The following is a 23,655-nucleotide window of genomic DNA, read 5'->3' on the forward strand; positions in this document are numbered from 1 at the left end:
TTGTTGGGCAGGAACCGCATCACGCGCGGGAATGCAAGGGCAAAGAAAAACGCCGCCCCCGAAGGGGCGGCGCCGTGACAGTCCGTGAGGACCGCTTATTCCTTGTTACCGCGGCGGATGACGTTGCCCGCGTCCGCCTCGATCCGGAAGGCCCCGGCGGTGTTGCCGGTCAGATCGTTGTTCTCGTAGGTGCCGCCACCGCCTTCGCGGACACGGATCGCCTCGTAGACATTGCCGAAGATCTTGTTGCCACGCACCAGCGGGGTCGACTTGCCCTTGACCGACACACCGTAGAAGCCGTTGCGGAAGATCTCGTTGTTCTCGATCACACCGCGGCCACCGTCATGGACGTAGATCGCCGACTGCTGGCCATCGCGCAGGATGTTGTCATTGACCGTCGGGTTGGCATTGGTCTTGATCTCGATCCCGGCATAGGCGTTGCCGTAGATCTCGTTGTTGAAGATCCGGGCAATTGTGCCGTCGGAGGCCATGATGCCGCCCTGCTGACCGTCACGGATGGTGTTGCCCGTGATCAGCGGATCGTCCGCAGCCTTCACCTCGATCCCCGACAGCGAGTTGTTGAAGATCGTGTTGCCTTCGAACCGGCCCTTGCCACCTTCGTTGATGAAGATGCCCGAACCGCCGCCATCGCGGAAGGTGTTGCCCTTGACGACCGGGTCGGCGCCTTCTTTCAGTTCCAGGCCTGCCAGCGAGTTGCCGAAGATCGTGTTGCCCTCGATCGTCGCCTTGCCGGCCTCGAACATGAAGATACCGCCCTGTGCACCGTCGTGGATGGTGTTGCGACGCACCGTGGCATCCTTGTTGTCACGGATCGCCAGAACCGCCAGGCCCTTCGAGGTCATGTCGTTGTCCTCGATGATGACCGACCCCGCCGCGACGTGGAAGTTGAAGAACTTGCCGCCGTCCTGGTGGATCGAGAGACGTGCCACACGGCCCGACTCTGCGGTCCAGCGGATCGCGTTGTCATCGGCCACCCGCAGGATGATGTCCTGGACCGGACCGACCCCGACGATTTCCAGCGGCTTCGACACATCGATGCCCTGGGTGTAGACGCCGGGATAGACCTCGATGCGGGCGTTCGGCTCTGCCGCGCGGACAGCATCCGCCAGGCTGGAGTAGTCACCGCCACCCGAGGCCTTGACCGTCACCACGTTGGTGCTGACCGGATCCGGGTCACGGGTGACCTGGCCGGGGCCCTCGATGTTGCCGATGCGGATGACCTTTCCGGCATCGGGTTCGATGCGGAACGTGCCGGCGGTGTTGCCCGACAGGTCGTTGCGCTCGTAGGTGCCGCCGCCGCCTTCACGGATGCGGATCGCCTCGTAGATGTTGCCGAAGATCTTGTTGTCGCGGACCGTCGGGTTCGAGTCGCCCTTGACCGACACACCGTAGAAGCCGTTGCGGAAGATCTCGTTGTTCTCGATCACACCGCGGCCACCGTCGTGGACGTAGATCCCCGACTGCTGACCATCACGCACCTTGTTGTTGTAGACCTGCGGGTTCGCATCGGTCTTGATCTCGATCCCGGCATAGGCGTTGCCGTAGATCTCGTTGCCGGTGATGCGCGCCACGGCGCCGTCGGAGGCCATGATGCCGCCCTGCTGACCGTCACGGATGGTGTTGCCCGAGATCATCGGGTTGTCGGCGGCCTTCACCTCGATCCCCGACAGCGAGTTGTTGAAGATCGTGTTGCCTTCGAACCGGCCCTTGCCACCTTCGTTGATGAAGATGCCCGAACCGCCGCCATCGCGGAAGGTGTTGCCCTTGACGACCGGATCGGCGCCCTCCTTCAGCTCCAGGCCTGCCAGCGAGTTGCCGAAGATCGTGTTGCCTTCGAGCGTCGCCTTGCCGGCCTCGAACATGAAGATACCGCCCTGCGCACCGTCGCGGATGGTGTTGTTGCGGACAGTGGCACCATTGTTGGCACGGATCGCCAGAACCGCCAGGCCCTTCGAGGTCATGTCGTTGTTCTCGATGATGACAGACCCCGCCGCGACGTGGAAGTTGAAGAACTTGCCGCCGTCCTGGTGGATCGAGAGGTTCGAGACCAGGCCGGATTCCGCGGTCCAGCGGATCGCGTTGTCGTCGGCGACCTTCAGGACGATGTCACGCTTGTTGCCGACACCGACGATTTCCAGCGACTTCGAGACGTCGATGCCACGGGTGTAGGTGCCCGGGTAGACCTCGATGCGCGTGCCCGGCTCTGCCGCGGCAACCGCTGCGGACAGGTCGGAATAATCGCCACCCGAGGGACGGACCGTCAGGACCGGCCCACCGTGCTCGACGGGCTTCTTGGTGGTGTCGACCGTCCGGTCGGGGATGGAACACTCACGCTCGATGATGCGCTGCGCCATCGGGGCAAAGGTGTGATCGCCACATTCGGAGGCGTAGACCTCGTAGCCGGCACAGCCCAGGATCTTGGCCTCGGCCCACATGGCAGAACAGGCCTGCGCATGGTCGCGGCCCGGATCGATCCGCACGGTCTTGTCCGGATCGGGGTCGACGACAGTGCCACCGCCCGCAGTCGCCTTGAGCACGCGGCTCTGCGGCAGGATGCGGGTCATGGGGATCGCCATGTTGAAGCCGGTGCGGCTGTCGCCCGCGTGGTGCAGGCCGATCACGGCATGGTCGCTGAGACGGATGACAGGCGAGCCGGAGTTGCCGCCCAGCGTGTCACAGCTGTGCATAAGCTTGCCCTCGGCGGAGATCGCCGGGATCGCGGCGGCACAGCCTTCGCGGCTGATGTGCTGGGCCTGGCCCTGCGGGTGGCCGATGATCCAGAGGAATTCGCTGTCCTGCGGGTCGGCCTCGGCCAGTTTCAGCTTGCCGTACTTGGTCGACGGGTTTCCGAAGACGCGCAGCACCGTGTAGTCCAACTCGCGGTTGGTCTCGATGATCTGCGGGCTGACGGTATAGCGGTCCACCCCTTCCGAGCTTCCCGGCTTGATGAAACCGGCGACGAACTGCGCTGCCTGCACGCCGCTGTCACGGCCGGTGGGATCACCGTCCATGCCCGGAATGCAGTGGTGGTTGGTCAGGATGTGCTGATCGTCGACGATGAAGGCGGTGCAGAAGCCCGTCTTGCCGTTCTTGAACAACATGTCCAGGCGGCCGATCGGGCGGCCCAGCTTGATGATCGGGCTGTTCTCGCCGTACTTGATGATCGGCTCGTTCTGGTAGTCGCCGAAGGCCTGCTCGAAGACAAGCCCGTCTCCGCCCGCCGACTGACGCGGCTGGATGACGATCTTGCCAAAGTCTGCGGGATCGAATTCGGCGGGAGCCTGCTGCGCAACGGCTGGGCCGAATGCGGCCGCCGCCCCTGCACAAAGTGCGAGTGCTGACATGAGTTGACGCATGATAATGTCCCCGTTGGAAAGAATACTGTTTGAAACTACTTTGATCGCGACCCTGCCGCCAAGTAAAGAATTCCTTGCCTGACGTGGCGCCAGCGCCCTCTATCAGGGGGATTCGGGCAACGATCACTGTGTTTCAAAAGACGAAACAGCGGCGCATCGCGCCGCTGCAATCGTCCCGGTCACGCCTGCGTGATCACCCGCGCCCGGACGCCTTCTGAAGCCGCTCCAGCGCGCCGCGCGTGGTCGGGCCAAAGGCTCCGTCCACCTGCCCTGCCCCCAGGTAGCCGCGCCGCACCAGCTCTCGCTGGATCTCTCGCGTGGTGGCATTGGGCAGCTTGTGCAGCTGGGTGATCGGATGGGCATAGCCGTCGGCGATGGACTCGACCAGATAGCGCGCCGCCTGGACGTGGTCCGCACGCACCGCACGGCCAAGGCTGTAGTAAACCCCCAGCGAGAACTTGCCCTGCGGGAGGCCCGCCGCCGCGGTCTCGCGGTAGATGGCAAGCGCCCGGTCAAAGTCCTTCCGGACACCCAGCCCGCTGTTATAGGCCACCCCCAGCGAATAGCGCGCGGGCATGAAGCCGGACATGCGCGGGTTCTGCAGGATCGGAAGCGCCTCGCCATAGCGCTTCTTGGTGATCATCGCCCGGGCATAGCCGTAGTGCACCGCAGGATCGTCGCTGACCTTGCGCGCCGCGCTGCAGGCCAGTTCCGCCGCATCGGCGTCGAAATCCTCGCGCGACACGCCGGTGATCCCCTCGACCGCGAACACGGGCATGGAAACCTCCAGGCAGCGGACGACGATCGGCGGGCGGGCGGCGGCCTCTTCGGCCTCCAGCCGCAGTGCCGCGACACGGACCTCGGTCACGGCGAACTGTTCGCGGGCGTCCGCGAGATGCGCCTCGACCACCGAAAGCCAGTCGTCAGCCAGCCCTGCCGTGCTTTCGATACGCGCCAGCGCCTGGCGGACCTCAGTCTCGGTGCCGGCCTTGCGGATGGTCTCCAGCCCGCTGCCGATGGCGCGGCCAAATCGCTCCATGCCCTCGACGCGGGATTTCACCCGCAGCGTGTCACCGGCCAGCCCGCGCCCGAGGCTTTCCCAGGCATCGGCCGCCTCGGCATCGCCGGGACCGCCGGACCGGCGGGCGGTGGCGGCCTGCGTCTTGGCCCGGTTCACGAGGGCCTCGTAGACAGCCAGCAGTTCCTTGGCCTCTTCATGATCCACGGTCATCGCCCGGCGGGCATCGTTGGCCTTGATCAGCGCCTGGTCGATCGTGCGGCGCAGCGCGGCAGAGCGTTGATCCTGCACCGCGTCCTTCAGCATGGCCACGGCGCGCAACTCTCCATCCTTGAACAGGGTTTCAGCCTCGCTCTTGCGAGATGAGACAAAGGCCAGCCGCTCGCGGCTGGACTCTGCCAGGGTGGCGGTTCGTTTCAGGACGGACTCTATCTCGGCCTCGGTCGTGGCGCCGCGCAGCACGTCAAGTTCCCGGTCGATCGAGCTGAGCAGCGTCGGCATCACGCGGGCGCGTTCCTGCGCCTCGGTCAGCGGGGTGCGCAGGCGCTGCGTGATCCGGTCCCAAAGCGCCGACACCTCGGCGCTGCCCGGATCGAAGGAGGACTCGGCGTCACCGGCACGGGCGCGGGCCCGGTTCACCGTGCCTTCAAGGCTCAGCACCGCGCGTTCGGCGGCGCTGACCTCGCGCGATATCTCGGCCCGCTGCAATTCGGCGGTGCGCAGGGCCTCGTCGATGCGGGCCTTCAGGGCATCGGCCTTGTCTGTATCGACCGGGTCGGGGTCTGTTTCCTCGGCCAACTTGCAGGTCCGGTCTGCCAGCCCCTGCGCCAGCGGCGCAAGCGGGTGCTCCCCACACTGGGCCAGGAAGGTCTGGTAGCCGAGGCATCCATGCTGTTCCGCCGCTGTCCAGAGAACCTCGCAGGCACCCTGCCCCTTGGGCGGCTCCGGCGGACGGGCCGGAGCGGCGGCCTTGAGGATCGCACTTTCCTTGAGAATGCGGGTCATCGGAATGGCAAAGTTGAACCCGGTGCGGTTGTCGCCCGCGTGGTGCAGCGCCACCACCTGCCGGTCGGAAATCCGGAACACGGGAGAGCCCGAGTTGCCCCCCAGCGTGTCGCAGGTATGGACCACCTTGCCCTCGGTCGAGACCGGCGGATCGCCCGCGGCACAGCCCTCGCGGCTGATGTGCTGGGCCTGCCCCTGCGGGTGGCCGATGATCCATAGGAATTCCGACGGATCGGGATCGGCATCGGCCAGTTCGACGGTACCATAGCGCGCCGAGGGATCCCCGAAGACACGCAGGACCGAGTAATCCAGCGCGGCGCTGGTCTCAAGCGGCTCCAGCCCCACCTGGAATTTCTCGGCCGTGTCGGGCTTGGCGGCATCGACATAGCCCGCGACGAACTGCGCCGCTTGCACGCCCGTGCCGTCAATGCCCGGGATACAGTGATTGTTGGTCACAAGGTGCTGCGTGTCGACGATGAAGGCGGTGCAATAGCCGGTCTTGCCGTTCTTGTAGAGCACGTCGAGACGCCCCACAGGACGGCCTAGGCGGCGCGCGATGCTTTTCTCGCCGTAAGAGATGACAGGCTCGTTCTGGTAGTCGCCAAAGGCCTGTTCCAACACGAACCCCGTGCCCGCCGACTGGCGTTTTGCCACGACGATCTTGCCGAAATCCGCGGGATCGAATTCCACCGGCTGCGCGGCGAGCGGCGCGGCGAGCATGGCGGTCAGAAAGACACTCAGGACGGAATGGCGCATTTTGTGGCCTCGTCGGAAAAAGGGTGCGCAAAGGTTACGCTCCGTCACCCCCTGTCGCCAAGTCCGGAATCTCTGGCCTCAATCCGGGCGCGAAATGACCCGTCTCAGGGTCTTGTTGATCGTTCTGCTGCGTTCGCCCTTGCTCGTGCCTGTCTGGACCTGCCCGCCTCTTGAACTGATGACCCAGCCCAGACCCGGATCAAACCAATCGGTATAGCTTGCCTGCAGGTTGTCGGTTTCAAAAGTGTATTCGATTCCCCAGACCAACCGCCGCCCGGAGTTCGACGTGGCATAGATTTCGCAGCACCGCTGCACGACGGACATGCGATAGATAGCCTCTGGTTCAGGATCGGTGTCCCAGTCCCAGTTTTCGGTCCATGTCATGCGCTTGCCGTTGCGCATCGGGTAGAACGGACCGCCCGTCTCTTCCGTAGTTTCAACTTTCGAGGCGGCGCGGTCATTCAGGATGTCCGCCGCGGTTGCGCCCTTTCCCGGTTCCAAACCACTCGCGGAATAGTCGGCTGCGACGAACTTGAACCCATCGCGTTGCACAAAACCCTGGCATTTGCTGTTGCCCTCCTCGCACCACAAATAGGCCACATGCCCATCTGGTGCGGGCAGAAAGTGATAGGCGACATCCAGGGCGCTGGAGTCATCCAACTCGTCCTCGGTGAAAAACGTGGTGCGCTCGCGCATCACAAACTGCAACCCGGCCAGCGGGCCGGGATCGGGCTCGATCAGCGTGGCGGACAAGGCTTTCATCGCCGCTTCCCGCTGTTCTTTTGCTTCCGTCGCCAGCGGCGACAGCCGATCTCTCTCAGTCTTGTAAAGCTGGAGTTTCGCCAGCAAGTCCGCCGCCGCCTCGCGCGCGGCGGCCTCTGTGCCTTCGCGAATGACGGCAAGGTCGCCCCGCACCCGCGCCAGGATCCTCTTGTCCTCCAGGTCACGCGCCCCGTAGATCTCCTCGACCTTGGCATGGATCTCCAGGATCTTCGCCACATGGGGCGCGACGGCCGCGCGTGCGGGCGCAGCAAGGGGGTTTTCGTCCATCGCCTCGGCGAACATCTCGGTCAGGATTTTCGCGTTGATCGCATCGGCCCGGGCCCAGCCGGTATCGTCAAGCACGTCTTCGATCTCGCGTCCCGTCTTTCTGGCCCAGTCTTCCAACTCATCCCGAGACAGCGCGTCGAGGTCGACGATTTCCACCGCCGGGTCCACCGGCGCCGGCGCATCCGGGTCGGCAGGCGGTGCATCGTCGCGCGCAGTTTCTTCAATCGGCGGTTTGGCCGCCGCAGGGGCGCCGGGCGCCTTCTCTTCCGGTACGGCGGCAAGACGGCGCGCGTCCTCTGCCGCCTCCAGCTCGCAGACCCGATCCGCGTGACGCGACACCATTGCCGCCAGCGGATGGGCCTCGCAGGTTTCAAGAAAGGTCTCGTAGCCCGCGCATCCATAGTCCGGTGCGGCCTCCAGCATCGCTTCGCAACGGGCATCCACCTGCGGCGCCTTTGGAACGGGCGCCACCGGCACCGCCGCCTTCAGCACCGCGCTTTCGGCAAGGATACGCGCCATCGGGATGGCAAAATTGTAGCCCGTCCGATTGTCGCCCGCATGATGCAGCGCCACGACCTTGCGGTCGGTGATCCGAAAGACCGGCGAGCCGGAGTTGCCGCCCAGCGTGTCACAACTGTGCACCAGCTTGCCTTCTGGCGACACGGCCGGATCGTCGGCGGCACAGCCCTCGCGGCTGATATGCTGCGCCTGCCCCTGCGGATGGCCGATGATCCAGAGCAGCTCCGCGTCCTCGGGCGCCTCGACGGCCAGGTCGACCTTGCCAAAGCGGGCCGAGGGATCGCCAAAGACGCGCAGAACGGAATAGTCCAGCGGCACGCTGGTCTCGACCGGCCTGGTCGAGACCTGGAATTTTTCCGCCCCGCGCGCCTGTGCCCCGTCCACGAAACCGGCGACGAACTGCGCCGCCTCGACCCCAACGCCCCCGACGCCGGGGATGCAGTGGTTGTTGGTCAGGATATGTTGCGCATCCACGATGAAGGCGGTGCAGACACCGGTCTTGCCGTTGTCATACAGGACATCCAGCCGCCCCACGGGCCGGCCCAGGCGACGCGGCAGGCTGTTTTCGCCATAGGTCAGGATCGGCTCGTTCTGGTAGTCGCCAAAGGCCTGTTCAAAGGTCAGGCCGCCGCCACCGGCGGATTGCCTCGGCGCCAGGATGACCTTGCCGAAATCGGCAGGGTCGAATTCGACGGGCTGGGCCGCGAGGGGCGCGGCACAAAGTAGGGAAACAACAAGGGCACAGCGTCGGATCACGGGGACCTCGCTTAGATTGAGGTTTCCCCTAGGCTAGGCCGACACGGGTCAAAGACCAAGGGTGGGTTTTCCACCACCCCGTTGCATACCTAGGGCAGGCAGTCGTCGCCCGGCCCCGGCTGGCAGGTCCTTAGCTGATCCCGGGCGATCCGGGCAATCCGCGGGCTGGCCTCGATGATCCGCGCGATGGGCACCGCCACGGCGTCTCCCTCGGGCCCGTTCCCCGAACGGTGCAAGGCAGAAACCGCGATCGGGCCCGAAATATCGAAGAGCGGCGCGCCCGAGGTTCCCGGCAGGGTGTCGCAGCGATGGCCCAGCAGGCCGTCCTGGTTCATGGCTGGGTCGGTCGCCGCACATCCAAGGCGCGCGATCCGCAGCGGTCCTGCCACCGGATGGCCGATCATCCACATCGGCTGCGCGCCCAGAACCGGGCGCAACGCGAACCGGACAGCGCCAAAACGCAGCGACGGCGCGCCAAAAACGTGCAAGAGTGCGTAACCCGTCTCTCGGTCGATCTCGATCGGACGGTGATCGACAGTGTAGACCTGCGCCACGGAGGGCATCTCACCGTCATCAAAGCCCATCACCAGCGTCATGGCCACGATGCCTCCCTCGACGGGCAGGCAGAGGTCGGAGGTCAGCACAAACGCCTCGTCCACGATGACGGCGGTGCAGTGACGGACCTTGTTGCCATTGCTGGCGTAAAGGACATCCAGCCGCCCGACGGACCGGGCGGCCATGCGCATCGGGCTTGTGTCGGCAAAGGCCGACAGCGGCTCGTTCATGTCCCGCGTCCCCGCGGCACCGACCCTGACCGACCGCACCGGAACCGGCTGGACAATGCGGCCAAAGGCCAGGGGATCGCCTTCGAACGGCTGCGCCTGCGCCGCAGGCACCGGCAGACCAAGCATCAGGACCGCCAGGGCGAAAACAACTGCAACCGTTCTGAACATCATTGATCCGTACACATTGGCCAGGCAGATGTGCTGCGAGAAACACCATCCGTCAAGGACGACGTCACGCGCCCGGACAGCTCCAGCCCTCATAGCGCCAGCGCCACCCGGCCAGCGCCTTGTCCAGCGCGTCGGTATGGACATCGAAATCCTCGCCCGCCACGGTACGGTCCTCGGCAAAGGCAAAACCACCGCCCTCGGCTTCGGTGAGTTTGAATCCCTTGATGGCCAGGAAATCCTGAACCACCGTGGCGTTGATGTCGCCCGCCGGGCTGGGCGTGGCGCGATGCACCACGCGCCGCACCCCGGTTCCGTCATCGCCCCGCGCCGCAAGCTCTGCCCTCAATGCGTCGTTGCGCGCCTGGTTGGGAGCCTTTCGCTTGCGGAACAGGCCGAACATCAGTTGATGAGCTTGGGCTTTGCCATATGTGTCGCGGATTTCGGCATCACGCCCAGGCGGCGCGCCACCTCGGTATAGGCATCCGCGAGGTTGCCCAGGTCATGCCGGAACACGTCCTTGTCCAGCTTCTGGCCGGACTCGATGTCCCACAACCGGCAGCTGTCGGGCGAGATCTCGTCCGCCACGATCAGGCGCTGGTAATCGCCGTCATAGACCCGGCCGACCTCGATCTTGAAGTCCACCAGCCGGATGCCGACGCCATACATCAGGCCCGACAGGTAATCGTTCACGCGCAGCGCCAGCGCCACGATATCGTCCATGTCCTGCTGGCTGGCCCAGCCGAAGGCGGCGATATGTTCCTCTGTCACAAGCGGATCACCCAGCTTGTCGTCCTTGTAGCAGTATTCGACGATCGGACGCGGCAGGGCTGTGCCCTCCTCGATCCCGAGGCGCTTGGACATCGACCCGGCGGCATAGTTGCGCACGATGATTTCCAGCGGCACGATCTCGCAGGCGCGGACCAGTTGTTCGCGCATGTTCAGCCGCTTGATGAAATGGGTCGGGACACCGATGCCGTTCAGCCCGGTCATGAAGAACTCGGACAGGCGGTTGTTCAGCACCCCCTTGCCTTCGATCACGTCCTTCTTCTCGGCGTTGAAAGCGGTGGCGTCATCCTTGAAATATTGCACGATGGTGCCCGGTTCGGGGCCTTCATACAGGATCTTCGCCTTGCCTTCGTAGATTTTCTTGCGCCGTGCCATCGGGGCCCTTTCCAAACGGATAGACCGCGCAAGGAGAATCCGGGCGCGGTGGCGTTTTCCTTATTACAGAGCCCGTCATGCTGCAAGTCGGGCGCGGGCTGCGGCGCTTCTGCCCCTTGCACCGCGCGCCCCGGAGCGGCATATCCAAGGGAAAGTCACGTTGCCGAGGGAGCCGCGCTCATGACCACCTTCGACGATCGCGAAAACGCGTTCGAGAACAAGTATGCCCACGACGAGGAAATGAAGTTCAAGGCCGAGGCCCGCGCCAACAAGCTTCTGGGGCTCTGGGCGGCCGAACTGCTGGGCAAGACCGGCTCTGACGCCGATGCCTATGCCGTCGAGGTCATCAAGGCCGATTTCGAGGAAGCCGGCCACGAGGACGTGGTGCGCAAGGTCGCGGGCGACCTGGGCGACAAGGCCACCGCGGACGAGATCCGCTCCAAGCGCGCGGCGCTGCTGGTCATGGCCAAGGACCAGATCATGAAAGAGGCCTGAGGGTTTCTTGCAGGGACATTGCCGGGCCAGCCGCCACGCGGCTGGCCTTTTTTGTGGGCAAGCGTCGCCGCGCCCCACTCGTTCCAACCGTCCCGTTTTTAGCCGTCCCGGCCCGGTTCTTTCGGGTCGCTGGAGAACAGGGCAATCTTGTTGCCCTGAGGGTCGCGCAGGTAGCCCACATAGAAGTTCGGCCCATATGACGCCCGAAAGCCGGGCTGGCCTTCGTCGGTCCCGCCCGCGTCAAGCGCGGCGGCATGGAGGTCCCGCACCTGTTTTTGACTGCCCGCCTCGAAGGCGATCATGGATCCGTTTCCGGCCGTTGCCGGCCCCCCATCGAAGGTCGGCTTGACGTAGAAATCAGGCAGGGCGACAGGCTGGCCCGCCTGCACGGGCAGGCAATAGCTCAACCCTTCCGGCCCCTCGGCCAGGTCATAGCCCAGGGCGGGCAGGAAGGCGGAATAAAACCGTTTGGAACGCGCGATATTATCCGTCCCCACCGTGACATAGGCAATCATTACTGGCTCTTCTTTCCGGACATTTGGTCAGTCGCCGTCGCTGTCCGCCTTGTTGTAGGCCAGGGTCGGGGGCGGGACAATATACCCCGTTCCGTCCGCACCACCCCGCCGGTCTGGACATTTCCGCGCCGCTCTGCACAGATGCGCGGCAGATACGGAACGGGACCCCCCTCAATGCACGACACCTTGCGCGGCTGCCTCTGGATGACAGGGGCCATCGCCTCTTTCACCGTCATGGCCATCGCCGGGCGCGCGGTCAGCCTCGATCTCGATACCTTCGAGATCATGCTGTACCGGTCGCTCATCGGCATCGCGATCGTGCTGTCCGTGGCAGGTATGGCGGGCACCCTGTCCCACATCACGACCCGCAACATGCGCACCCACCTGCTGCGCAACCTCTTCCACTTTTCCGGCCAGAACCTCTGGTTCTTCTCGATCACCGCGATCCCCTTGGCGCAGGTCTTCGCGCTTGAATTCACCTCGCCCTTCTGGGTCATGCTGCTGAGCGCGCTGATCCTGGGCGAAAGGCTGACGCCGAACCGCGTGGGCGCTGCGATCCTCGGCTTCATCGGCATCCTGATCGTCACCCGCCCCTCGCCCGAGACAGCCGATATCGGCCAGCTCACCGCCGCGCTGGCGGCCATCGGCTTTGCCGGCTCTGCGGTCTTTACCCGGCTGCTGACCCGAACCGAGCGGATCACCTGCATCCTCTTCTGGCTGACCGTCATGCAGGCGGCTTTCGGTCTCGTCTGCGCGGGCATCGACGGCGACATCGCCCTGCCCGCCGCCGACAGCCTGCCCTGGGTGGTGCTGATCGCCTTTGCCGGGCTAGTTGCGCATTTCTGCCTGACCACGGCGCTCTCGCTGGCGCCTGCGACGGTGGTCATGCCCATCGACTTTGCCCGCCTGCCGGTGATCGCGCTGGTCGGGATGCTGGTCTACGCCGAGGCGCTGGACCCGCTGGTCCTGCTGGGCGCGCTGGTCATCTTCGGCGCCAACTACGCGAACATCTGGTTCGAAACGCGCAAGACCCGGTAAACAGGGCCTTTTCCGGGACCAACGCCGCCCCGCGCAAGGTGTTACAATTTCGTGACGTTGCGTTGCGGACACGGTTGCTGACGTTTCGTCACAGATTGACCGTTTCGTTAACCCCTCAATAGCTTATCCACAGGAGACTTCCCACACTCAGGGATAGAGGGACAAAATGATAAATCGACTTATAGGGGTGGGCGCGCTGGCGCTGGCACCGCTGGCGGCGCAAGCCGGCGGCATCGACCGTTCGGGCCAATCGATCGGGGTGATCTTCGAAAAAGGCACTTATGCCGAGTTCAGCTTTGGCTCGGTTTCGCCGAACGTGTCCGGCATGCAGGTCGTCACCTTTCCCCCGGCACTGGGCGGCTCGACGGCGGGCAGCAAGTCCGGCGACATGACGAACAGCTACCTGCAGTTCGGCGCCGCGCTGAAACACGACTACAACGACAAGTTCTCGGTCGCCCTGATCCTTGAACAGCCCTTCGGCGCCGACGTGGAATACGACACCGGCACCGGCTACTTCGCCTCTAGCGCCACCGCCAAGCTGCAGTCCGAAGGCCTGACCGCCGTCGCGCGGTACAAGTTCAACGAGAACTTCAGCGTGCATGGCGGCGTCCGCTACCAGCGCCTCACCGCCGAGGCCTTCATTCCCTACATCACGCTGCCCGTCGGACCGCTGGCCGGCACCCCCTATAGCGCGGATACCCAGCGCGACGCGGGGTGGGGCTACCTGCTGGGGGCCGCCTATGAACGGCCCGACATCGCGCTGCGCGTCGCGCTGACCTACAACTCGGGGATCCAGCACGATCTGCCGACGGTCGAAAGCTCGGCCATCGGCCTCGCCAACAGCTCGACCACCGGGATCAAGACGCCGCAATCGGTGAACCTGGAATTCCAGACCGGCATCGCCCCGGACACGCTGCTCTTCGGCTCTGTCCGCTGGGTCGACTGGAGCGAGTTCGAAATCCGCCCCACCGATTACGACGCCCTGACCGGCGCGCTGGCCGGCGGCCCGGGGGTTGCGCTTGTCTCCTACCAGGATGACACGATCACCTACAACCTCGGCGTCGGCCGCCGCTTCAACGAGAACTGGGCCGGTTCCGTCTCGGTCGGCTACGAGCCGGCAAACAGCAATTTCGCCTCGAACCTCGGACCGACCAACGGCAACTGGAGCGTCGGACTCGGCGCCGCCTATACCCAGGGCAAGTACGAGATTTCCGGCGGCGTGCGGTATGTCCGCATCGGCGAAGCGGAAACCGAGGTCGGCCCCTTCTCGCCCGCGACCTCCTTTGACGACAACCACGCCATCGGCGTGGGCATGAAGATCGCGGTCAACTTCTGATCCTGCACCTGACCGGACGGATTGACCCGGGGCTGTCAGCGGCCCCGGGTTTTTCGTCTGGCGCGGTCCAATGCGCAGGTTCCGGATCGCGCAGTGAGCCTCTCGGGATTACTCCGGAACCATGACACAGACCTCCCTTTCCCCCCGCGCCTGGGCTGAGCTGATCCTGCTGGGCCTGATCTGGGGCGGTTCCTTTCTTGCCATCCGCACCGCGCTGGACGAGATCGGACCGCTGACCTCCGTCCTCTTTCGCACCGGTATCGCGGCGCTTGTGCTCTGGCCGGTGATCCTCTGGCGCGGGATCGCCCTGCCACGTGGCTGGCGCACATGGCGCGGCCTGCTGGTCATGGGGGTGCTCAACAACGTGATCCCCTTCACCCTGATGGCCTGGGGCCAGTTGCACATCCCCTCGGGCCTGACCTCGATCCTCAATGCGACGACGGCGATCTTCGGGGTGCTGGTGGCCGCGGCGGTCTTTGCCGACGAGCGGCTGACCACGCGCAAGGCGCTGGGTGTCACCCTGGGGTTCGCGGGCGTGGTGACGGCGATCGGCCCGGCGGCGCTGCTGAGCCTCGACCTGACCTCGACCGCGCAGCTTGCGGTGATTGCCGGAACGTTCTCCTATGCCTGTGCGGGGGCCTGGGCGCGCGTCCACCTGCGCGGGCTGGCGCCCCTGGCCGCCGCCGCCGGAATGCTGACCTCCTCGACGCTGGTCATGGCGCCGCTGACCCTGATGACCGAGGGGTTGCCCAGCCTCGCGCTGTCCTCTGCCACCTGGATCGGCATTCTCTACTACGCGCTGATCGCCACCGCGCTGGCCTACCTGCTGTATTACCGCGTGCTTGCGATGGCGGGTGCGGGCAACCTGATGCTGGTCACGCTGCTGATCCCGCCCACGGCCATCGCACTTGGCGCCCTCGTCCGCGCCGAGGACCTGCACCCGGGCGCCTACGCGGGGCTGGCGCTGCTTGCTCTTGGCCTGTGCGTTCTGGATGGGCGGTTGTTCCGGACGGCGGTCAGGGTTTGACGCGGGCGCACGGCCCGCGTAATCCGGTCCAAACCGACTTAACGGGATGCGATCCGCGATGCTCTACCCCACTGCCCAGGCCTGGCGCGATGCGCCCCGCAAACGCGTTGTGCTTTATGCCATGTCGGGCCTCGGCAAGACCCATGTGTCGAACCTTCTGCGCGAGGAAGGCGGCTGGTTCCACTATTCCATCGATTACCGCATCGGCACCCGCTACATGGGTGAATACATCGCCGACAACGCCAAGCGCCACGCCATGCAGGTGCCCTTCCTGCGCAAGCTGCTGCTGACGGATTCGATCTACATCGGCTCCAACATCTCCTTCGACAACCTCACGCCCGTCTCGACCTACCTCGGCAAGCCCGGCAACCCGGAACTTGGCGGGTTGACGATGGACACCTACCGCCTGCGCCAGTCGCAATTCGAACGCGCCGAACGCCAGGCCCTGCTGGACACCGAGTATTTCATATGGCGGGCCGAGGATCTCTATGGCTACCCGCATTTCATCTGCGACACCGGCGGCAGCATCTGCGAATGGGTCGATCCTGCCGACCCCGAGGACGAGATCCTGACCGCGCTCAGCCAGCAGGCCCTGATGGTCTGGATCAAGGGCAGCGAGGCCCATACCGAAGAACTGATCCGCCGCTTCGACCGGGCGCCCAAGCCGATGGCCTACCAGCCCGCCTTCCTCGAAGATGCCTGGGCGCGCTACCTGGACGAATTCGGCCTGACCGAACAGCAGGTCGACCCCGACACCTTCATCCGCTGGACCTATGCCCAGGCGCTGGCCCACCGCCAGCCGCTCTACGAGGCGATGGCAGAAAAATGGGGCGTGACGGTCGAGGCCACGGACATGGCGCAGGTCCGCGACCAGGCCGATTTCATCGAGCTGATCGCCGCCGCCCTGCCGCAGGGCTGACGCCCGGTCCCCGAACGGTCGCCTGCACAAGAAATGGACGTCACCGGTATTATCTTTGCCCGATCCGCCCCGGGCTGTTGCTAGGCCTGGCCCCGACACATAGTGTCGGGCGCATATGCGAACATCGTGGTTCACATTCGGAAAGACCGGCGGGCAGACCGGGGCGCGGCCCCATCGTCGCGCCGGCGCCCGCAGGGGCGGACCCGAGATCCGGGCAGGGACGCATGCGGCCGGCACAGGGCCGCCCTGACGCGACCCTTCCCCCCCGCCTCATCCCCGATTTTCACCGCTGCCCCGGCTCCGCCCCGGCCAATTGGCCCGGAACCGTGCGGGTGGCCCGTTTCTCCTGCTTGCCCCATGACAGCCGATCCCCTATCTAGGCCTCCGCGCCGTGAAAGGACCCGACCGATGCCCATCAAGCTGCCCTCCGACCTGCCCGCCTTCGACGTGCTCACGCGTGAGGGTGTCATGGTCATGACCGAGGAACAGGCAGCCCGGCAGGACATCCGCCCGCTGCGCATCGGTCTGCTCAACCTGATGCCCAAGAAGATCCAGACGGAAAACCAGTTTGCCCGCCTGATCGGGGCCACGCCGCTGCAGATCGAGTTCAGCCTGATCCGCATGTCCGAGCACCAGACCAAGAACACCGCCGCCGAGCACATGGAGACCTTCTATCGCCCCTTCACCGAGGTGGCCGCCTCCGGCGAGAAGTTCGACGGGCTGATCATCACCGGCGCGCCGATCGAACACCTGCCCTTCGACGAGGTCACCTACTGGGACGAACTGCGCCAGGTCTTCGACTGGACCCAGACCCATGTGCATTCCACCTTCGGCGTCTGCTGGGGCGGGATGGCGATGATCAATCATTTCCACGGCGTGAAGAAACACATGCTCGAGGCCAAGGCCTTCGGCGCGGTGCGGCACCGCAACCTGGAACCGGCCTCGCCCTACTTGCGCGGGTTCTCCGACGACATGGTGATCCCGGTGTCGCGCTGGACGGAAATTCACCGTGACGAGGTGACGGCCGCCGGCCTGCCGATCCTGATCGACTCCGAGGAAACCGGTCCCTGCCTGGTCGAGGATCCGTGCCACCGGGCGCTCTATATCTTCAACCATCTCGAATACGACAGCGGCACTCTCAAGGAAGAATACGACCGCGATGTCGCGGCGGGGAACCCGATCAACGTGCCGGCCAACTACTACCCGGACGATGATCCGTCGAAACCGCCGCAGAACCGCTGGCGCAGCCATGCGCATCTTCTTTACGGAAACTGGATCAACCAGATCTACCAGTCGACGCCTTTCGACCTATCCTTGATCGGAAAGGCCCCTGTCCAAGCCTGACAGGGGTCCGGTCCGTCACGGAGTAAAAGGTGTTACGTATCCTGGGTGCCGTTCTTCTTCTTTCCCTGCTGGGCGGCTGCGCCGTCACGCAGATGCGTGCCGACCGCATGGAGCGCGAGGCAGAGACACGCTGGCCCCCCGTGGGCCGGTTCGTCGAGGTCGATGGCCTGCGGGTCCACTATGTCCAGAAAGGCCGCGGCCCGGACGTGGTGCTGCTGCATGGCGCCAGCGGCAACCTGCGCGATTTCACCTTTCAACTGGTCGACCGGCTGGCGCGCGACTATCGCGTGACCGCCTTCGACCGTCCCGGGCTGGGCTACACCACGCGCGAGGCGCGCTTTCAGGGCGCCTTCAATGCGCGCGCGGAAACCCCGCAGGACCAGGCTGCCGCGCTGGCGGCGGCGGCGGCTAAGCTGGGGATCAGGCGGCCCGTGGTGGTCGGCCATTCCTTTGGCGGGGCGGTGGCGATGGCCTGGGGGCTGGACCAGGATGCCGCCGCAGTCGTCAGCCTGGGCGGCGCGATCATGCCCTGGCCCGGATCGCTCGACAGCCAATACCAGGTGCTGGGCAACCCGCTGGGTGGCGCCGTCGTGCCGCAATTCGTGACCGCCTACTACTCCGAAGACCGCGCCCGGCAGGCGGTGGCGGGCATCTTTGCGCCCCAGGGTGTGCCAGAGGGCTACCTCGACCACATCGGCCCCGGCCTCAGCCTGCGGCGAGAGACGATCCGCGCCAATGGCCGCCAGGTCGCCGCCCTGCGCCCCGCCCTTGTCGAGATGTCCAGACGTTATCCGCAGATGACGATTCCCGTCGAGCTGGTGCATGGCACCGCCGACACCACCGTGGGCTATGAAATCCACAGCGTCGCCGCCGACAAGCTCTTGCCCGATGCCCGCGTCACCCCCTTGGAAGGTGTCGGCCACATGCCCCAGCACGCCCGCCCCGGCGCCGTGATCGAGGCCGTGCGCCGCGCCGCAGGCCGCGCCGGTCTGCGATAAGGGCTTGACGGCACGACCCATTCCGCGTGTCACTCAACTTGCGGGACGGGCAGAATGGCGATTGGATTACGCGAGAAACTGACGGGTTACGGCCTGTTTCTGGGTGCATTGTCCGCGATCCTGACGGCGGCAAAACTGTATGCCGTGGCCGCAGGGCTGGTTCTCTGGCTTTCGGCAACGCTGATTGCCGCTTTCTGGATCGAAGACGCGCGCCGCCGCCCGCAGTTAAAGCGCCTGTTTGCGCCCCGCCGCATCGGCGCGCTCTACCGAAGAATGACGATCCGCGTCGCCCGATGGCCGCGCGACTGGCAGCTTTATAGCAAAGCACTTTTGATCGCAGTGATCTATCCGATCGGGATTCCGCTTTTCCTTTGGGTCTATCGCGGCAAAGCGGCGTTCTTGGGAGGAGTCGAGGTGCTTCCACGACCCGAGACGGTCTGGCAACAATTAGTTGTCGGTGGATATCTGGGGCTATCAATTTTGGCATTGTTGATTTGCTCATCAGCCGTAAAAAAAGGTACTTTTGGCAGTTCTTGTTATGGCTGATTATTGCAGGCGCGCTCTTAGTTTTGGTTACAACTTCGTTCCCGATTGCCGGCACTGTCGCACTCACCGTCTTAGGCGGAATAACACTCTCTGTATTTCTGCTAGCCGTCATAACAGCTGACGAGTACGATTACAGACCCTCCTCCCCGCATTTCAGAAAATTAATTGTTGGCGACGGAATCGCAATGTCAGGTGCAATCGTGCTAACGGCCTCTGTCGCAACGGCGGCCGGAATCTCGAGCTCAGTCGGAACGGCCATAGCGCTCGGGATTGTAGTCGCCGCAGTTATATTTTCAATCCGTATCGGAGAATTCATCGAAAGGACAACTAGAATTGGCACTGGCAACGCGATCCATATCGCCCACACTTCGTCGATGTTTTTTATCTTGCTTGGCATCGTAGCGTTAAATTCTTGGGCTAAAACTGAAGATTGGAAACGTGTTGCATACTTGTTTCTCGGTCTGTTGCCATTGGTGAACGCCGTCTTCGACTACGTCTCCTATTCAGTCACACTTTCACTGCTGCGGGCTGGCGTACGAAAGCCGCGTATCGCCCTTCTGACCGGCTTTTGCGACCTCGCGGTCGCCACCCTCCTCTTTCTTGCGCTTGGCGCCACGCTGGTGGTGATGATTGCCAGCATCAATCAATGGGCCGACGTACCGCTCTATCCCCTGGTTCCGCTCTTCCACGGCATCCGGCTTGCCCCTGACGATTACCTTTGGCTCTACCTGATGATGTTCTCCACCATCCTGCCCACTGTCCTGCACGCGGCGGTTGCCACGTTCAGCCTCGGGTCATGGCTGACCATCCCTGCGCGCCGTGCCCTTTACGGAATGATCGACGACCCCGACGCCCTGCCCGCCGCCGCGGCCCCACTGCTGATCGGCCTCTACTGGACCGCCTGCCTTCTGGTCCCACTTATCCTCTGTTACGGTCTTTACTTGCTGGGCCAAACCTATGTCGACGCAGCGCTTGATGCCTACCTACGCGTTCTCGAAAGCATCGCCTGCCACATCGGACCCCCGTCCTGCCCTGCCTGAGCGAAACCTGTTTGACCTGGGACACGCAGCGAAACAGCACATTGGAAAGAGTTCCGAAGTCGCTGTCCGAACGGTTTGCGTTAATCCTCTTAACATCCCATAGTGCCGGTCACTTAGACGCGCGAGGCCCTCCATGACGCTCCCCTTCGACGGCGCCATTTCCAGCTACTTCGAGCATGACGCCCCCAAGCCCGTGCGCGAGGCGATCAGCCGCGCCGACAAGGACGACATCCTCGACACCGGCTATCCCTATTCCGAGGAGATGAAGCGCAAGGCCTACGACAAGGAGATGGAGCGCCTGCAGATCGAGCTGGTCAAGATGCAGGCCTGGGCCAAGGAAACCGGTGCCCGTCTTGCACTGGTCTTCGAAGGGCGCGATGCCGCCGGCAAGGGCGGCACGATCAAACGCTTCCGGATGAACCTCAACCCGCGCGGCGCCCGTGTCGTGGCGCTTGGCACGCCGTCCGACCGCGAACAGACCCAGTGGTATTTCCAGCGCTACATCGACCATCTTCCGGCGGCGGGCGAAATCGTCTTCTTCGACCGGTCCTGGTACAACCGGGGCGTGGTCGAACATGTCTTCGGCTTCTGCAACAACGCACAGCGCGAGCACTTCTTCACCCAGGTCCCCGCCTTCGAAAAGATGCTGGTGGACGAGGGCATCCATGTTTTCAAGTTCTGGCTGAACGTGGGCCGCGCCGAACAGCTGCGCCGCTTCATGAAACGCGAGAACGACCCCCTGAAACAGTGGAAGCTCAGCCGCATCGACGTCGAGGGGCTGGCCCGCTGGGACGCCTATTCCGCCGCCATCCAGGAAACCCTGACCCGCAGCCACACCGCCACCGCGCCCTGGACGGTGGTGCGCTCGGACGACAAGAAACGCGCCCGGCTGGCCGCGATCCGGCATGTGCTGACCCACCTGGACTATGCGCGCAAGGACGTGAAAGCCCTCGGCGCGACGGATTCCAGGATTCTCGGCGGGCCGGAGATCTGGGAGGCCTGACGGGCCGGACATGGTCAAGAAACGCGGATACCATCACGGCAACCTGCGCCAGGCGCTGGTCGAGGCCGCGCTGAAGCTGATCGAGGAGAAAGGCCCCTCGGGCTTCACGCTCTCGGAGGCGGCGAAACAGGCGGGTGTCACCCCGGCGGCGGTCTACCGGCATTTTTCCGGGCGCGAGGACCTGATCGCCGAGGCCGCGCGCCAGGGCTACGAGATCTTCGCCGATGTCATGCAATACGCCTATGACAAGGGGCAACCATCGGCGCTGGCCGCCTTCGAGGCAACGGGCCGCGCCTACCTGGCCTTCGCCCGCAAGTACCCCGGCCATTACATCGCGATGTTCGAATCCGGGGTGTCGGTCAACCACTCGCCGGAACTGGCGATGGCCTCGGCCCGGGCCCGCGCGGTGCTGGAAACCGCGGCCGAGAAACTGTCACAGCATATCCCGCCCGAAAAACGTCCGCCTCCGGCGATGTTTTCGGCCCATATCTGGGCGCTCAGCCACGGGGTGGTCGAGCTCTACGCCCGCAACTCGCCCGGCAGCCAGGCCCCTTTCCCGCCCGAGGACCTGCTGGAATCGGGCATTGGCGTCTACCTGCGCGGGCTGGGGTTATTGCCGCCGGACAGCTAGGGAATGGACAATTGTCTCTTCGAGACGGCTCAAAAGCGCCGCATTGTCGAACCTCTCCACTGCGGCCTGCCGGGCCGCCGCCGACATCGCCGCGCGGTTTTCCGGGGATTGCGACAGGGCCTGTGCCATAGCCGCGGCAAAACCCTCTTCATCGTGCTCGGGCACCAGATAGCCGGTGACACCCGGCGTCACGGCCTCGGGGATTCCCGCATGGTCGGTCGAGACCACAATACATCCGGCGGCCATGGCTTCCTGGATCGAGGTCGGCAGCCCCTCGGTGTTACCATCCCGTGCCGTCACCGAATGCTGCACATAGATTTCGGCATTTTCCAGATGCGCCCGCACCTGCTCATGCGGCATGGCGCCCGGCAGGGACACCTTGTCCTCCAGATTGAGATCCACCACCAAGTCTCTGGCTGTATTCAGCAAATCCCCATCGCCGATCATGGTCAACCGGGCCTCGGGCACTTCCACCGCCGCCTTGGCAAAAGCGCGGATCGTCAACAGGGGATGTTTCTTTTCCACAAAGCGCCCGATCCCAATCAGACTGCGCGGCCGCTTTTGCCCCGGCACAAAGCGGCGCACATCGACCCCCGAGGGGATCACATGCGCGTTGTCGTGGTGCACCCCGACCGAGGCCAGGTTATCCAGCAGGAACTGGCTCACGGCAAAGATCCCGTCCAGACGCGGCATCATCAATCGATAGGCCCGCTGGCCCTTTGCCGTCTGGATCGTGACCGAGGCATCCTTGCCCCGGAAGTAACAGAACACCGGAATGCCAAGTTCATTGGCAATCGGCGCGATCATAACGCCCTGCGTGCCGAATTCCGAAAGGATGACATCCGGCCTCTCGGCCCGCAAAAAATCCAACAGGGCGCGCCGCGTCCCTGCCACCGGAACCCGCCCGGTACCATAGCGCGCGCCGTTCCAGGCCACCAAAAATGGGCGCAGAACCGCATCCAGCGCCGACCGCCGCGTCCCAGCAATATCGAAGATGCCTTCGGTCCGGGGCCCCAGGTTGTTGGTCTTGGCGGCCACAACGCAGGTCTGCCCGCCGAATAACAGGTCAATGTGGCGGTTGACGAAGGTCTCGGAGGACTTGAAGTACTCTCCAACGACGATACAGGCTTTCATAGTCGGTTTCTCCGATGGATCTTTGAAACCACGCCCACCCCCGCGAAACGAGACATCACGAGCATTCTCGTACAAGGTCCCGCACCTGCGCCGCGATGCGTTCCGGGCGGGTCTGGTCCCGCATGCAGCGCATGCGGTCGCGGGCCTCACGCCATTCAGGTCCGCCAAAGCCGTCACGCGCACGGGCAAAGGCGGCTTCAACGCCGCCAGGGCCCTCGCTGTAATAGGGATAATCGGCGCCGAGGAAATGCTCTGCATCGGTGGTCGACCGCTGGGTCAGAATATTGGCACCCAGGGCCGCCGCGGTAAAGCCTTTGACAAACGGCTTGATCGAGCTGGAATGCCCCCCGCGGTCGGCCCGGTGATTGAAATGCAGGTTGAACCGCGAGACCCTGTCCAGCGCGGCATCGAACTCTGCCGTGGTCTTGACGCTTTCGACCGCAATTTCCGGCTGCAGTTGCGGCGGGATGGCCGAATTCACCGGATCGCCCAGATAGAGCGCGGCAAAACTGTCTTGCTGGGCAGGCGCCCGCCCTTCCAGCCGCAGATCGGTATTGTGCAGGATCAGCCGCGCCTGGCCGGTAAACTCCGGATCTTGGTTCAGTTGCCGGGACAACAGATCGTGCTGGTGCACCGAACAGCAGATATGCACATCGGCGCCGATCCGGTTGAGGCTCTCCATCGGCTCATCGACATGGTCATACCACAGCGAACGGGCACGCCTGCGCAGCAGCGCGGCCAAAGGCGGCGTCAGCCGTCGCAGAGCCGCCTTGCTGACAAAATAGATTGCGTCGCGCGGCCGGGTCGCCGCCCAAAGATGCCGGTGCCCTTTGTATTTGCGTCGGGGCAATGGCATCAGCCTGGCTTCGATCTCGTCGCCGCAAAATCTGTTGACAATCTCGGAAAGCTGAAACGCCCGCATCACGGTGCTGCCAACGGTGGCGGTGGGTTCCCAATAGACAAAATACAGTCTGGTGGGTTTCTTCATGTCATTGCCCTGCGGCCAAGAAAAAACACGGGCGAGTCGGCTCGCC

The 23,655-nt window shown here is 64.4% G+C and carries 20 protein-coding genes; 11 read left to right on the top strand and 9 right to left on the bottom strand.

The annotated features are described in order from the left end of the window. Window positions 1–95 precede the first annotated feature (95 nt). From G9Q80_RS08535 to purC, 6 genes are all read right to left on the bottom strand, one after another. A complete protein-coding gene (locus G9Q80_RS08535) occupies window positions 96–3,365 on the bottom strand; it encodes a right-handed parallel beta-helix repeat-containing protein (protein ID WP_167646217.1) in 3,270 nt (1,089 codons plus the stop codon). 205 nt (window positions 3,366–3,570) lie between these two features. After that, window positions 3,571–6,156 carry a trypsin-like peptidase domain-containing protein gene (locus G9Q80_RS08540; protein WP_088714851.1) on the bottom strand — a complete coding sequence of 862 codons (2,586 nt, stop codon included), beginning with the start codon at window positions 6,154–6,156 and terminating at the stop codon, window positions 3,571–3,573. Between the two features lie 78 nt (window positions 6,157–6,234). Further along, complete coding sequence (locus G9Q80_RS08545; protein ID WP_088714852.1) at window positions 6,235–8,481, bottom strand: trypsin-like serine peptidase; 2,247 nt, start codon at window positions 8,479–8,481, stop codon at window positions 6,235–6,237. Window positions 8,482–8,570: 89 nt separating this feature from the next. Then, window positions 8,571–9,437: a trypsin-like serine peptidase gene (locus G9Q80_RS08550; RefSeq protein WP_133066387.1), complete on the bottom strand. Its 867-nt coding sequence runs from the start codon at window positions 9,435–9,437 to the stop codon at window positions 8,571–8,573. A 61-nt stretch (window positions 9,438–9,498) separates the two neighbouring features. Beyond that, complete coding sequence (locus G9Q80_RS08555) at window positions 9,499–9,834, bottom strand: hypothetical protein (protein WP_088669149.1); 336 nt, start codon at window positions 9,832–9,834, stop codon at window positions 9,499–9,501. Next, on the bottom strand, window positions 9,834–10,595 hold the full coding sequence (purC, locus tag G9Q80_RS08560; protein WP_043139061.1) for a phosphoribosylaminoimidazolesuccinocarboxamide synthase: 762 nt from the start codon (window positions 10,593–10,595) through the stop codon (window positions 9,834–9,836). The genes G9Q80_RS08555 and purC overlap by 1 nt, the downstream gene beginning before the upstream one ends. A 180-nt stretch (window positions 10,596–10,775) precedes the next feature. On the opposite strand from purC, the gene G9Q80_RS08565 reads away from it, so the two are divergent. After that, the gene (locus G9Q80_RS08565; protein WP_043139064.1) at window positions 10,776–11,090 is read left to right on the top strand and encodes a DUF1476 domain-containing protein; all 315 of its coding nucleotides are present in this window, start codon (window positions 10,776–10,778) and stop codon (window positions 11,088–11,090) included. 98 nt (window positions 11,091–11,188) lie between these two features. Here G9Q80_RS08565 and G9Q80_RS08570 read toward each other — a convergent pair whose 3' ends face one another. Next, window positions 11,189–11,605: a VOC family protein gene (locus tag G9Q80_RS08570; RefSeq protein WP_088714854.1), complete on the bottom strand. Its 417-nt coding sequence runs from the start codon at window positions 11,603–11,605 to the stop codon at window positions 11,189–11,191. Between the two features lie 174 nt (window positions 11,606–11,779). On the opposite strand from G9Q80_RS08570, the gene G9Q80_RS08575 reads away from it, so the two are divergent. The 10 genes from G9Q80_RS08575 to G9Q80_RS08620 all read left to right on the top strand — a co-directional run bounded on the left by G9Q80_RS08575 (window position 11,780) and on the right by G9Q80_RS08620 (window position 21,487). Beyond that, window positions 11,780–12,643, top strand: a complete 864-nt coding sequence (locus G9Q80_RS08575) for a DMT family transporter (protein ID WP_088714855.1) — start codon at window positions 11,780–11,782, stop codon at window positions 12,641–12,643. Between the two features lie 166 nt (window positions 12,644–12,809). Then, window positions 12,810–13,979, top strand: coding sequence for an OmpP1/FadL family transporter (locus tag G9Q80_RS08580; protein ID WP_043139071.1), 1,170 nt, complete (start codon window positions 12,810–12,812; stop codon window positions 13,977–13,979). Between the two features lie 121 nt (window positions 13,980–14,100). Beyond that, entirely contained in the window at window positions 14,101–15,006 is a 906-nt protein-coding gene (locus tag G9Q80_RS08585; RefSeq protein WP_043139074.1) for a DMT family transporter, read from the top strand. Window positions 15,007–15,064: 58 nt separating this feature from the next. After that, a complete protein-coding gene (locus G9Q80_RS08590) occupies window positions 15,065–15,925 on the top strand; it encodes a hypothetical protein (protein WP_043139076.1) in 861 nt (286 codons plus the stop codon). Between the two features lie 408 nt (window positions 15,926–16,333). Continuing rightward, window positions 16,334–17,269, top strand: coding sequence for a homoserine O-succinyltransferase (locus G9Q80_RS08595; protein WP_069208365.1), 936 nt, complete (start codon window positions 16,334–16,336; stop codon window positions 17,267–17,269). Between the two features lie 29 nt (window positions 17,270–17,298). Continuing rightward, complete coding sequence (locus G9Q80_RS08600; protein WP_232788186.1) at window positions 17,299–18,267, top strand: alpha/beta fold hydrolase; 969 nt, start codon at window positions 17,299–17,301, stop codon at window positions 18,265–18,267. A 54-nt stretch (window positions 18,268–18,321) separates the two neighbouring features. Beyond that, window positions 18,322–18,813, top strand: a complete 492-nt coding sequence (locus G9Q80_RS08605) for a hypothetical protein (protein ID WP_088714856.1) — start codon at window positions 18,322–18,324, stop codon at window positions 18,811–18,813. 449 nt (window positions 18,814–19,262) lie between these two features. Continuing rightward, window positions 19,263–19,853 (top strand): hypothetical protein, encoded by a 591-nt coding sequence (locus tag G9Q80_RS08610; protein ID WP_133066388.1) that lies wholly within the window; start codon window positions 19,263–19,265, stop codon window positions 19,851–19,853. Window positions 19,854–19,986: 133 nt separating this feature from the next. Then, on the top strand, window positions 19,987–20,856 hold the full coding sequence (gene ppk2, locus G9Q80_RS08615) for a polyphosphate kinase 2 (RefSeq protein ID WP_043139087.1): 870 nt from the start codon (window positions 19,987–19,989) through the stop codon (window positions 20,854–20,856). Between the two features lie 10 nt (window positions 20,857–20,866). Then, window positions 20,867–21,487 carry a TetR/AcrR family transcriptional regulator gene (locus G9Q80_RS08620; protein ID WP_088714858.1) on the top strand — a complete coding sequence of 207 codons (621 nt, stop codon included), beginning with the start codon at window positions 20,867–20,869 and terminating at the stop codon, window positions 21,485–21,487. Here the strand turns inward: G9Q80_RS08620 and G9Q80_RS08625 are convergent. Together G9Q80_RS08625 and G9Q80_RS08630 are read right to left on the bottom strand one after the other, a co-directional pair. Further along, window positions 21,467–22,696, bottom strand: coding sequence for a glycosyltransferase (locus tag G9Q80_RS08625; RefSeq protein ID WP_332835990.1), 1,230 nt, complete (start codon window positions 22,694–22,696; stop codon window positions 21,467–21,469). The genes G9Q80_RS08620 and G9Q80_RS08625 overlap by 21 nt on opposite strands. Next, on the bottom strand, window positions 22,677–23,609 hold the full coding sequence (locus tag G9Q80_RS08630) for a hypothetical protein (protein ID WP_088714860.1): 933 nt from the start codon (window positions 23,607–23,609) through the stop codon (window positions 22,677–22,679). The genes G9Q80_RS08625 and G9Q80_RS08630 overlap by 20 nt, the downstream gene beginning before the upstream one ends. Window positions 23,610–23,655: the final 46 nt, after the last annotated feature.

The sequence above is a fragment of the Mameliella sp. LZ-28 genome, from assembly GCF_012274245.1.
In the GTDB taxonomy this organism is placed as follows: Bacteria; Pseudomonadota; Alphaproteobacteria; order Rhodobacterales; family Rhodobacteraceae; genus Antarctobacter; species Antarctobacter albus.

Coding starts and splice junctions, on each gene's coding strand:
- G9Q80_RS08535 (WP_167646217.1), bottom strand. CDS start 3,365: ATGTCAGCACTCGCACTTTGTGCAGGGGCGGCGGCCGCATTCGGCCCA.
- G9Q80_RS08540 (WP_088714851.1), bottom strand. CDS start 6,156: ATGCGCCATTCCGTCCTGAGTGTCTTTCTGACCGCCATGCTCGCCGCG.
- G9Q80_RS08550 (WP_133066387.1), bottom strand. CDS start 9,437: ATGATGTTCAGAACGGTTGCAGTTGTTTTCGCCCTGGCGGTCCTGATG.
- G9Q80_RS08555 (WP_088669149.1), bottom strand. CDS start 9,834: ATGTTCGGCCTGTTCCGCAAGCGAAAGGCTCCCAACCAGGCGCGCAAC.
- purC (WP_043139061.1), bottom strand. CDS start 10,595: ATGGCACGGCGCAAGAAAATCTACGAAGGCAAGGCGAAGATCCTGTAT.
- G9Q80_RS08565 (WP_043139064.1), top strand. CDS start 10,776: ATGACCACCTTCGACGATCGCGAAAACGCGTTCGAGAACAAGTATGCC.
- G9Q80_RS08570 (WP_088714854.1), bottom strand. CDS start 11,605: ATGATTGCCTATGTCACGGTGGGGACGGATAATATCGCGCGTTCCAAA.
- G9Q80_RS08575 (WP_088714855.1), top strand. CDS start 11,780: ATGCACGACACCTTGCGCGGCTGCCTCTGGATGACAGGGGCCATCGCC.
- G9Q80_RS08580 (WP_043139071.1), top strand. CDS start 12,810: ATGATAAATCGACTTATAGGGGTGGGCGCGCTGGCGCTGGCACCGCTG.
- G9Q80_RS08585 (WP_043139074.1), top strand. CDS start 14,101: ATGACACAGACCTCCCTTTCCCCCCGCGCCTGGGCTGAGCTGATCCTG.
- G9Q80_RS08590 (WP_043139076.1), top strand. CDS start 15,065: ATGCTCTACCCCACTGCCCAGGCCTGGCGCGATGCGCCCCGCAAACGC.
- G9Q80_RS08595 (WP_069208365.1), top strand. CDS start 16,334: ATGCCCATCAAGCTGCCCTCCGACCTGCCCGCCTTCGACGTGCTCACG.
- G9Q80_RS08605 (WP_088714856.1), top strand. CDS start 18,322: ATGGCGATTGGATTACGCGAGAAACTGACGGGTTACGGCCTGTTTCTG.
- ppk2 (WP_043139087.1), top strand. CDS start 19,987: ATGACGCTCCCCTTCGACGGCGCCATTTCCAGCTACTTCGAGCATGAC.
- G9Q80_RS08620 (WP_088714858.1), top strand. CDS start 20,867: ATGGTCAAGAAACGCGGATACCATCACGGCAACCTGCGCCAGGCGCTG.
- G9Q80_RS08630 (WP_088714860.1), bottom strand. CDS start 23,609: ATGAAGAAACCCACCAGACTGTATTTTGTCTATTGGGAACCCACCGCC.